We start from the raw sequence: 10,475 nt of genomic DNA, 5'->3' as shown, positions 1-10,475 counted from the left end.
CGGGCCGCCGCGCCGCGCCCTGACGCGCCGCCACCCGGCCGTGCCGCCGGCCCGCGCGCCGACGCGTCTGCCGCACCCGCCGCCCCGCGTCCCGGGCCCGCCGGGCCGCGCCCGGACGGCGGGCCGGTCCGTCCCGGCCCGGTCGTCGGTCCGGGCCCGGACGGCCCCCGCCCGCCGCGCGCCGACGGCCCGCCCGCAGCGCGCGCGGGCGTTCCGCAGGCCACCCCGCCGGTACGCGGCGGCTGGCCCGCCGCTCCCGAACAGCGTCCCCGCCCCGGCGAGGGTGCCTGGCCCGGCCCGGCGGCCACGGCGCGCCCCGGCCAGCGGGGGCCCGAGCGACCCCAGCCGGACGCCGCCGGCGCCCCCGTCTCCGGTGCCGGTGGCGGCGCGGCGGCCCGCGCCCAGGCGCCCCGGGCCGCCGGTGCCGGGCAGTCGCCGTCCGGCTGGCCGGCCCCCGGCCCCGAGGCGTCGGCACCCGCCCCCCGAGCCGCAGGCCCCGCCTCCGGACGCCGCACCGTGCCCCGCGAGGGCGCCCGCCGCCCGGCCGACGCCACCGACCCGGCTCGTCGCGGGCCGGCCTTCCCGCCGGACCCGGCCTACCCGAACCCGGTCAGCGGCGGCCCGCGTCCCGACCAGACGCCGGTGAGCGGTGGGCCCCGTCCCCCGACGCCGGTCAGCGGCCCACCCCGCCCGGACCCGGCGGCCCCCGAGCCGCGTGGCCGGGGTCGCCGCGCCGCGGCGGAGCCGACCGGCGGCGAGGACCCCGGTGCCGCCGCGCGCCGAGGCGGCCGGGGCGCGGCCCCGGAGCGGGCCACCGGTCGACGCCGCGCCGCCGAACCGGACCCGTCCGTGCCGATGACCGGCAACGCCCCACCCGTGCCGCCGACCGCTCCCGTCTCGGGCGCCGGCGCCACCCCGCCCGGCCCTGTGCCCGCCGGACGGGACTCCGACGGCCGACGCCGGCCGCGCGCCGACGAACCCGGCACCGGACGTCGGGCCACCCCGCCCGGCGGTACGCCCCGCGGCGACCGGCCGGAACGGCCGGCGGACTGGCTGCGCCAGGCCGGCCGGACCTCGCACACCGATCCGGCGCTGCCGACCCTCGACCGCTCGACCCCGGCCGGCCGTACCGCCGTGCCCCCGGGCACGCCGGCTCCCGGCCGTCGTGGTGGCCCGGCCCCGGCGGGTCGGGCCCGCCCCGGTGCCGAGCCACCCGCCCCGCCCCGTGAGGGCGTACCCGGTCAGCCGGGTCCGGCGCGGGGAGCGGCCCGGCCGGACGGAGCGCACCCCGGCGGCCCCACCTCCGCCCGGGGTCCGCGTGCCGACGGTCCGCACCCGACGGCGGGTCCGCGGGCCGACGGTCCGCACCCCACCGGGGGTGCCCGGGCCGAGGGTGCCGCACCCGTCCGGGGCCCTCGTGGCGACGGCCCGCAGCCCGGCCGGGGGGCGCGTCCCGCCGGCCCGGAGGCCGCTGCCCGGGGGGCCGCCCCCATCCAGGGCGGGCGCCCCGGCGCGTCCCCGGCCGGCACCGGCGCGGTGTCCGGCCCCCGTCCCGCCGTCCCCGAGCAGCAGCCCGGGGCGCGCCCCGGAGGGCCGGCCCGCGCGGCGGTGCGCCCGGACGGCGCCGGTCCAGGCGTCGCCCGACCGCCGGGCGACGACCCGCGTCGGGGCGGTGCCCAGTCCGAGGGCGGGCCGCGTGCCGGGGCCCCGGGCCAGCCGGCGGTGGCCCGCGCGGCCGCACCGGCCCTGCGCCCCGACGAGCACCCCGACCGGGCCACCGGGCCGCAGCGGCAGCCCACTCGGCCGGAGCCCGGCGGCACCGGGTCCGCCGCGCCACGCCCGGGCGAGCCGGTGGGCGTCGCCCGCGCGGCGGCGGTGGTGCCGCCGGCCGGGCCGCGACCGGCCACCGAAGCGGTCGGCGGTCCGGGCCGGCCCGACGAGGAGGAGCCCGCCGGCGGGCTGCAGGGCGCCCGCTCCGAGCTGCGCCGGCAGATGCGCGAGCGGCGCCGGCTCCGGCTGGGCATCCTGGTGCTGGTCAGCGTGGTGCTGCTCGGCGCGATCCCGCTCTACTTCGGCATCAGTACGCTCAGCCGCGATCCGGTCTTCGACACCCTCGACGAGCTCGACGTGCCCGGCTGGGCGTCGGCGCAGACGGTCGACAACGTCAGCGGCAGCCGCTGGTGCCTGCAGGACTGCCGGCTGCGGGAACGCACCATGGAGTCGGAGCGCGCGCCGGAGGAGACCGCCGGGGTGTACGAGGCGGCGCTGCGCCGGGACGGCTGGGAGCCCTGGCAGGTCAGCCGCTGCCCGGAGCAGAAGGAGAAGGGCCGGTACACCTGCTGGCGTCGCGACGAGCTCACCCTCGACCTGTGGGTACGCGAACCGACCTGCGCGGCGCCGCCGGCCGCCGGGGCGTCGACGGTCCCGCCGTCCACCGAGGCGTCGCCCGCTGCGGGGACGTGTGCCGGCTCGTTGGTGTCGGTGAAGGTCCGCAACGCGATCGACGACGAACGGACCCGGCCGCAGCCGAGCACGGACCCGTCGCTGACCGGTGAGGATCCCTTCCCGACGTTCACCGAGGATCCGCTCGAGGAACTGACACGCTCACCGTCCTGAGCCGGTTTTCATCACGGACGGTAGGGTCTGGGGCTGGCGTGCCCGCCCGCTCCCGCCGGCCCCTCGTGGGCGCGGAGCGACGGCGGGCCCGGAGACGGTCGCGCGTTCCGGACGTTCGTTCCGGAACTCTGCTTGAGGAGGACATGCGTGGATGGTGGACAGATCGCTGCGCTGATCGCGGCCGGCGCGTTCCTGATGCTGGTGCTCGTCCTGGCGGTGCCGATCCTGCGCCTGCGGCACACCGTGGACGCCACGACCCGGATGATCAACGACATCAACGAGCAGACCACCCCGCTGCTGGGGGACGTGAACACCACGGTGAAGAACGTCAACACCGCCCTCGAGCAGGTGCAGACCTCGCTGGACGGGGTGAACCTCCAGCTCGCCAAGGTCGACACCATGACCAGCCACGCGCAGAACGTCACCGCCAACGTGGCGAACCTGGCGACCGTCGTCTCCGCCGCCGCGGCCAACCCGCTGGTCAAGGTGGCCGCCTTCGGGTACGGCGTACGCCGGGCCGCCTCGGCCCGCCGGCACGCGGAGACCGAGCGTGAGGTGCGCGACACCATCAAGCAGCAGCGCCGTGCCGCGCGGCGCGGCAACCGCTGAGCCGGTGGGCGACGAGCCGGAGGGATGAGAGCATGAGGCGACTGTTCTGGCTGGGCATCGGCCTGGCCGTGGGCGTGGTGGTGGTCCGCAAGGCGACCCGCACCGCGCAGGCGTACACCCCGGCCGGAATCGCGAGCGGGCTGTCCGAATCCGCTGGCAGCCTGGTCGAGTCGCTGCGTAGCTTCGTGGAGGACGTACGGATCGGGATGGCCGAGCGCGAGCAGGAGATCCACGAGGCGTTCGCCCGGGGCGAGGCGTTCGACGACCAGTTCGCCGAGCTGCGGGAGGACCCGCGCATCGGCGACCGAGAAATCTTTCCGGAGGAACACCAGCGATGAAGACGGCGGAGATCAAGCGGCGGTACCTCGCCCACTTCGAGGCGAACGGCCACACCGTGGTGCCGTCCGCTCCGCTGCCCGCCATCAGCGACCCGAACCTGCTGTTCGTCAACGCCGGCATGGTGCAGTTCGTCCCCTACTTCCTCGGGCAGCAGACCCCGTCGTACCGGCGGGCGGTCAGCGTGCAGAAGTGCATCCGCACCCCGGACATCGACGAGGTCGGCAAGACCAGCCGGCACGGCACGTTCTTCCAGATGAACGGCAACTTCTCCTTCGGTGACTACTTCAAGGACGGGGCGATCCCGCTCGCCTGGGAGCTGGTCACCAAGCCGGTCGCCGAGGGCGGCTACGGGCTGGACCCGGAGCGGATCTGGCCGACGGTCTACCTTGACGACGACGAGGCGTTCCAGATCTGGCGCTCGGTGGGTGTGCCGGCCGAACGGATCGTCCGGCGGGGCAAGGCCGACAACTTCTGGTCGATGGGCATTCCCGGCCCGTGCGGCCCCTGCTCGGAGCTGTTCTACGACCGCGGTCCCGAGTACGGCCGCGAGGGCGGCCCGGCGGTCGACGAGGACCGCTACATGGAGTTCTGGAACCTCGTCTTCATGCAGTACGAGCGGGGCCCGGGCACCGGCAAGGAGAACTTCCCGATCCTCGGCGACCTGCCGGCGAAGAACATCGACACCGGCATGGGCCTGGAGCGGATGGCCTCCATCCTCCAGGGCGTCGACAACCTCTACGAGATCGACGAGGTCCGGCCGATCCTCGACCGGGCGGCCGAGCTGACCGGCAAGCGGTACGGCGCCCAGTCCGGGCACGTGGCCAGCGAGTCGCACCCCGACGACGTGCGCCTGCGGGTGGTCGCCGACCACGTGCGGACCGCGCTGATGCTGATCGGCGACGGGGTGACCCCGAGCAACGAGGGTCGCGGCTACGTGCTGCGGCGGATCATGCGCCGGGCGATCCGGGCGGTGCGCCTGCTGGGCTACCAGGACCGGGCGCTGCCCGAGCTGCTGCCGGTGGCCCGGGACTGCATGTCCCCGTCGTACCCGGAGCTGGCGGAGGAGTTCGACCGGATCTCCCAGTACGCGTACGCCGAGGAGGACGCCTTCCTGGCCACGCTGCGCGCCGGCACCACGATCCTGGACACCGCCATCGCCGAGACGAAGTCGGCCGGCAAGCCGGCCCTCTCCGGCGACAAGGCGTTCCAGCTGCACGACACCTACGGGTTCCCGATCGACCTGACCCTGGAGATCGCCGGCGAGCAGGGCCTGCAGGTGGACGCCGAGGGCTTCCGCCGGCTGATGGCCGACCAGCGTAACCGGGCCAAGGCCGACGCGCAGGCCCGCAAGACCGGGCACACCGACGTGTCGGCGTACCGGTCGGTGCTGGACGCGGGCGGGGCGGTCGAGTTCACCGGCTACACCGAGCTGAACCGGGAGTCCCGGGTCCGCGCGGTGCTCGCCGACGGTGCCCAGGTGGGCGCGGCGGTCGAGGGCGACACCATCGAGCTGGTGCTGGACACCACCCCGTTCTACGCCGAGGGCGGTGGCCAGCAGCCGGACCAGGGCCTGATCACCGTGGGTGGCGGCCAGGTCGAGGTCTTCGACGTGCAGCAGCCGGTGCCGGGGCTGATCGTGCACCGGGCCAGGGTGCTGCGCGGCGAGGTGCGCGCCGGGGAGACCGGGTATGCGGAGATCGACGTGAGCCGGCGGCGGGCGATCTCCCGCTCGCACACCGCGACCCACCTGGTGCACCAGACGATGCGCAACTTCCTCGGCGAGTCGGCGACCCAGGCGGGTTCGCTGAACGCGCCGGGCCGGCTGCGGTTCGACTTCAACACCCCGACCGGGGTGGCGCCGAGCGTGCTGCACGACGTGGAGCAGCAGGTCAACGAGGTGCTCCAGGCGGACCTGGAGGTGCACGCCTTCATCACCACGCAGGAGGAGGCGCGCCGGATCGGCGCGATGGCGCTCTTCGGCGAGAAGTACGGCGAGCGGGTCCGGGTCGTCGAGGTCGGCGACTACGCCCGGGAGCTGTGCGGCGGCACCCACGTGGCCCGCTCGGCGCAGCTCGGCCTCGTCAAGATCCTCTCCGAGGCGTCGGTGGGCTCGGGCGTGCGCCGGATCGAGGCGCTGGTCGGCATGGACGCGTTCGGCTTCCTGGCCCGCGAGCACCTGCTGGTCTCCCGGCTGGCGGAGCTGTTCCGGGTGCCCGGCGACCAGGTGGCCGACCGGGTCGAGCAGACCGTGACGCAGCTGCGCGACGCCGAGAAGGAGCTGGACAAGCTCCGGGCCCAGCTGGTGCTGGGCGGCGCCGCGGCGCTCGCCGGGCAGGCGAAGGACGTCCGGGGCGTGGCGTACGTCGGCACCGAGGCGCCGGAGGGCGCGGCCGGCAACGACGTGCGGACCCTGGCCCAGGAGATCCGCGGCAAGATCGACCCGGCCCGGCCGGCGGTGGTGGCCGTGGCGGCCCGCGCCAACGGCAAGGCGTCCCTCGTGGTGGCCGTGAACGCGGCGGCCCGGGGTCGCGGGCTCGCGGCCAACGACCTGGTCAAGGCGGCGTTCTCCGGCCGCGGCGGGGGCAGCCCGGACGTCGCCCAGGGTGGCGGCCTGCCGGCGGCGGAAGCGCCGAACCTGCTGCTCACGGTCGAGAAGGCGATCGCCGAGGCGTGATCACGCACCATGGAACCCAGGGCGGACCGAACCGGTCCGCCCTGGCCCGTTCCGCCGGGGAAGTGGTCCGCCGTGGGTGAGTTGACCCGGGGCGTCCGGCTCGGCGTGGACGTGGGGCAGGTCCGGGTCGGGGTGGCCCGGTCGGACCCGCACGGCATCCTGGCCACCCCGCTGGTCACCCTCGCCCGGGACCTGACGGCGGCGCCCGACGCGGTGCCCAGCGACATGACGCAACTGGCGCAGCTGGTCGCCGAGCACGAGGCGGTGGAGGTGGTACTCGGCCTTCCGGTCAACCTCGCCGGTAAGCTCGGTCCGGCGGCGCACCACGTGACGGCGTACGCGGACCGTTTGGCCGATGTAATAGCGCCGGTTCCGGTGACGCTCACCGACGAGAGGATGTCGACCGTCGTCGCGTCTCGTAGGCTGGCGGAGCGAGGCGTCCGGGGAAAGCGCCAACGCGCGGTGGTGGACCAGGCCGCCGCGGTCGAGATCCTGCAGAGCTGGCTGGAAGCGCAGCGGAGGCGGACGGAATGATCGACGATCTGGACCTCGGGTTCGACGAGCCTGAGAGGGGTGAGAAGGGCCGGCACCGACGCGGCTTCGTCGAGCGACGCAAAGGCAGGTCCGGCGGCCGGGGGAAGACCATCTTCGCCCTGCTGATGGCGCTCGTCCTGTTGGGTGGCATCGGCGGCGGCGCCTTCTACGGCTTCGACCGGGTCCAGAACTACTTCGTCACCCCCGACTACGACGGCGCCGGCACCGGCGAGGCGATGGTCGAGGTGAAGCAGGGCGCGCTGATCGCCGAGATCGGCGACACCCTCGTCGCCGCAGACGTGGTGAAGAGCACCAAGGCCTTCATCGAGGCGGCCGAGGCGAACGCGCTCAGCAAGAACATCCAGCCCGGCCTGTACAAGGTGCGCAAGCAGATGAGCGCGGAGAAGGCGCTCGCGATGCTGCTCGACCGGAAGAACAAGGTCACCAACCAGGTGACCATCCCGGAGGGGCGTACCGCCAAGGACACGTACAAGCTGCTCTCCGACAAGACCAAGATCCCGGTCAAGGATTTCGAGGCCGCCGCCAAGGACCCGGAGGCGCTCGGCGTGCCGGACTGGTGGTTCGTCCGCAAGGACGGCAAGAAGGTCACCAAGTCGATCGAGGGCTTCCTCTACCCGGACACCTACGAGATCGCGCCGAAGGCGACCGCCGAGGGCGTGCTCAAGGACATGGTCGACAACTTCCTCAGCGTCACCGGTGAGATGAAGTTCGCCGAGCAGGTGCAGGAGAAGCGGGGCGGGATCAGCCCGTACGAGGCGCTGATCGTCGCCTCGATGGCACAGGCGGAGGCGGGCAACGCCGACGACCTCGGCAAGATCGCCCGGGTCGCGTACAACCGTGCCTACACGGGCAAGTTTCCGTGCAGCTGCCTGGAGTTCGACGTGTCGGTGAACTACTACTGGCAGCTCACCGGCAAGAAGACCAAGGCGTCGAAGGACATGACCACCGCGGAGATCCGCGACCCGAAGAACCCGTACAGCACCCACGCCCACCCCGGCCTGACCCCGACCCCGATCAACAATCCGGGCAAGCAGGCGTTGCAGGGGGCGATGGACCCGCCGGAGGGCGGCTGGCTCTTCTTCGTCGCCATCGACCACAAGGGGCACTCCGCCTTCGCCTCGACCAACGCCGAGCACGAGCGCAACATCGCGAAGGCGAAGGAGAACGGCGTCCTCTGAGCGGCGAGGTGGTGAGCGGGGGAGTGACGTGACGGTGCACAGAGCCGCGGTGCTCGGCAAGCCGATCGCGCACTCGCTCTCCCCGGTGATCCACAACGCCGGCTACGCCGCCGCCGGGCTCACCGGGTGGTCGTACACCCGGGTGGAGTGCGCGGCCGCGGAGCTGCCGGCCCTGGTCGCCGGCCTCGGCCCGGAGTGGGCCGGGTTGTCGGTGACCATGCCCGGCAAGGAGGCGGCGCTCGCGGTGGCCGACGCCGTCTCGCCGGTCGCCGCCGCCGTCGGCGCCGCCAACACCCTGGTACGCCGTCCCGACGGCTCCTGGTACGCCGACAACACCGACGTCAGCGGCATGGTCGAGGTGCTGACCTCCGCCGGGGTGGCCCCGGGCGGCACGGTGACCGTGCTCGGCGCCGGCGGCACCGCCCGCGCGGCGCTGGCCGCGGCGGCCCGGCTCGGCGCGGCCTCGGTGACCGTGGTGGCCCGCCGGGCGGCGGCGGTCGACGAGCTGCGACCGGTCGCCGGCGCGGTGGGGGTGGCCCTGACCGGCGCCGGCTGGGCGGATGCCGCCGCGCACGCCGGGGCCGACGTGGTCGTCTCCACCGTGCCGAAGGGGGTCGCCGACCCGCTGGCCGGCGAGATCCACTGGCGGCCCTCGACGGTGCTGTTCGATGCCCTCTACGATCCCTGGCCGACCCCGCTGGCCGCGTCGGCGCTCGCCGCCGGCGCCCGGGTGGTCTCCGGGCTGGACCTGCTGCTGGCCCAGGCGGTCGGCCAGTTCGAGCAGTTCACCGGCGTGCCCGCCCCCCGGGCGGCGATGGCCCGGGCGCTGGCCGCGCACCGGACCGGGCTTTCTTAGCTGCCGGTTAATTCGGCGCGGCAACCGGATGTCCGACGGACGACGAGCGGCAGGCGTCGATACGCTGCTGCCGGTAATCGTCGCCCACACGGGGAGTGTCCCTTGAGCCGGCACGGACTCCACCGCGCAGCGTCCCGCCTCGGCGCGCGCCGCAAGGCCGTCGTCCTGGGTGTCCTCGGCGCCGGCATGGTCGCCGGCGTGGTGGCCACGATGATGCCGCTGGTGGCGGCGGAGGTGCCCCCGCTCGTCGTGGCCGCGGCGGCGGACACCACCGCCACCCAGGTCCCGCAGGACGGCGACAACGGCGTCAAGACCACCCTGGCCAGCTGCCCCCGGCTCTGCGACGGCAACCGCACCGGCGAGCGGGACGCGCTGGTCGAGTTCGCGGTGCGCGACCTGCCGGCCGACGCGGTCGACGTCCGCGCCACCCTGCGGGTGTACGCCTGGCAGCCGTTCTCCTCCCGGGTGCACGCCCACCGGGCCTTCGGCTCCGCCGCCGGCACCGGCGCCTGGTCGCTGCGGCCGGAGCTCGGGCCGGCGCTGTCCAGCGTCGAGCGGGTCGGCCAGGGCTTCAACGAGTGGGACGTGTCCGGCTCGGTCGCCGGCAACGGCCGGTTCGTCTTCGCCCTGACCCAGGAGACCTGGAACACCCGGATCTACTGGGCCTCCCGGGAGAACGTCAAGGTGGCCATCCGGCCGCAGCTGGTGCTGCGCTACGGACGCGGCGGCCGGCCCGCGCCGACCCGGACGACCGCGGCACCCAGCCCGATCGCCACCACCGCCGCCCCGACGCCGTCGCCGAGCCGTACCGCGTCGCCCAGCCCGAGCCGGACCGCCCCGACCCCGCCGCCGAGCACCAGCGCGCCCGCCCCGTCGCCGACCGCCCGGCCGGGCGACCAGGTGCCCGGCTGGCGGCTGGTCTGGTCCGACGAGTTCGACGGCGCCGGCGTCGACCGGTCGAAGTGGAATCTCCGCGACGACGAGGGACGCGACATCGACCGGGGCTGCAACGTGGACGACCCGGACAACACCTTCGTCGCCGGCGGCGTGCTGACCCTGCGCGCCCAGCGGGAGACCGCGGTGTGCAGCTCGCAGACCCGCGAGTACACGCAGAGCTACCTGGACACCATCGGTCGGGCGTCGTTCCGGTACGGCCGGTTCGAGGTGCGCGCCCAGTCGCCCAACGGGCCCACCGACTCGAAGGGCCTGTGGCCGGCGTTCTGGCTGCGCCCGGACGACGGCGGCCGGGGCGAGATCGACGTGGTGGAACTGCCCGGCGGCGGCGCGTTCTACCAGGCCGCCACCTTCGGCATCTTCTACGACTACACCCCGGTCAAGCAGGACCAGCGGTACCCGTTCCCGACCGGCTACCCGGGCGACGGCTTCCACACGTACACCACCGAGTGGGAGCCGGACGCGATCCGCTGGTACGTCGACGGCCGGCTGGTCTGGCAGCGCGACCGGGCGACCACGCCCTGGTTCGACGAGGTCTTCCACAAGCCGTACAACCTGCGGTTGAACTTCCAGGTGGGCGGCTGGCTGGGCGACCCGGACGCGGCGACCCGCTTCCCGGCCGACTTCCGGGTCGACCACGTCCGCGTCTGGCAGCGCTGAGCGCGGCCACCGGCACCACGCCGCCCGGCGGTGC

Annotated in this window: 8 protein-coding genes; all 8 read left to right on the top strand. The window is 75.0% G+C overall.

Annotated features, from left to right (window positions below):
- Positions 1–1,992 precede the first annotated feature (1,992 nt).
- The 8 genes from ACTMS9_RS29235 to ACTMS9_RS29200 all read left to right on the top strand — a co-directional run bounded on the left by ACTMS9_RS29235 (position 1,993) and on the right by ACTMS9_RS29200 (position 10,441).
- Positions 1,993–2,616, top strand: a complete 624-nt coding sequence (locus tag ACTMS9_RS29235) for a hypothetical protein (protein WP_441166505.1) — start codon at positions 1,993–1,995, stop codon at positions 2,614–2,616.
- Positions 2,617–2,763: 147 nt separating this feature from the next.
- Positions 2,764–3,225, top strand: a complete 462-nt coding sequence (locus tag ACTMS9_RS29230; protein ID WP_179804301.1) for a DUF948 domain-containing protein — start codon at positions 2,764–2,766, stop codon at positions 3,223–3,225.
- 32 nt (positions 3,226–3,257) lie between these two features.
- Positions 3,258–3,563 carry a hypothetical protein gene (locus ACTMS9_RS29225; protein WP_441149164.1) on the top strand — a complete coding sequence of 102 codons (306 nt, stop codon included), beginning with the start codon at positions 3,258–3,260 and terminating at the stop codon, positions 3,561–3,563.
- On the top strand, positions 3,560–6,238 hold the full coding sequence (gene alaS / locus ACTMS9_RS29220) for an alanine--tRNA ligase (RefSeq protein WP_441149165.1): 2,679 nt from the start codon (positions 3,560–3,562) through the stop codon (positions 6,236–6,238). Before ACTMS9_RS29225 ends, alaS begins: the two co-directional genes overlap by 4 nt.
- 72 nt (positions 6,239–6,310) lie before the next feature.
- Positions 6,311–6,772: a Holliday junction resolvase RuvX gene (ruvX, locus tag ACTMS9_RS29215; RefSeq protein ID WP_088962751.1), complete on the top strand. Its 462-nt coding sequence runs from the start codon at positions 6,311–6,313 to the stop codon at positions 6,770–6,772.
- Positions 6,769–7,971 carry an endolytic transglycosylase MltG gene (gene mltG / locus ACTMS9_RS29210; protein ID WP_441149167.1) on the top strand — a complete coding sequence of 401 codons (1,203 nt, stop codon included), beginning with the start codon at positions 6,769–6,771 and terminating at the stop codon, positions 7,969–7,971. Before ruvX ends, mltG begins: the two co-directional genes overlap by 4 nt.
- A 28-nt stretch (positions 7,972–7,999) precedes the next feature.
- Positions 8,000–8,827: a shikimate dehydrogenase gene (locus ACTMS9_RS29205; RefSeq protein ID WP_441166502.1), complete on the top strand. Its 828-nt coding sequence runs from the start codon at positions 8,000–8,002 to the stop codon at positions 8,825–8,827.
- Between the two features lie 102 nt (positions 8,828–8,929).
- Positions 8,930–10,441 (top strand): family 16 glycosylhydrolase, encoded by a 1,512-nt coding sequence (locus ACTMS9_RS29200; protein WP_441166501.1) that lies wholly within the window; start codon positions 8,930–8,932, stop codon positions 10,439–10,441.
- The last annotated feature ends 34 nt before the right edge of the window (positions 10,442–10,475 follow it).

This window comes from Micromonospora sp. L31, assembly GCF_052068075.1.
In the GTDB taxonomy this organism is placed as follows: domain Bacteria; phylum Actinomycetota; class Actinomycetes; order Mycobacteriales; family Micromonosporaceae; genus Micromonospora; species Micromonospora purpureochromogenes.
This window is presented reverse-complemented; position numbering and strand designations above follow the sequence as displayed.

What these genes read in the sequence shown, in the direction of transcription:
- mltG (WP_441149167.1), top strand. Translation starts at nt 6,769, where the DNA reads ATGATCGACGATCTGGACCTCGGGTTCGACGAGCCTGAGAGGGGTGAG.
- ACTMS9_RS29225 (WP_441149164.1), top strand. Translation starts at nt 3,258, where the DNA reads ATGAGGCGACTGTTCTGGCTGGGCATCGGCCTGGCCGTGGGCGTGGTG.
- alaS (WP_441149165.1), top strand. Translation starts at nt 3,560, where the DNA reads ATGAAGACGGCGGAGATCAAGCGGCGGTACCTCGCCCACTTCGAGGCG.
- ACTMS9_RS29235 (WP_441166505.1), top strand. Translation starts at nt 1,993, where the DNA reads ATGCGCGAGCGGCGCCGGCTCCGGCTGGGCATCCTGGTGCTGGTCAGC.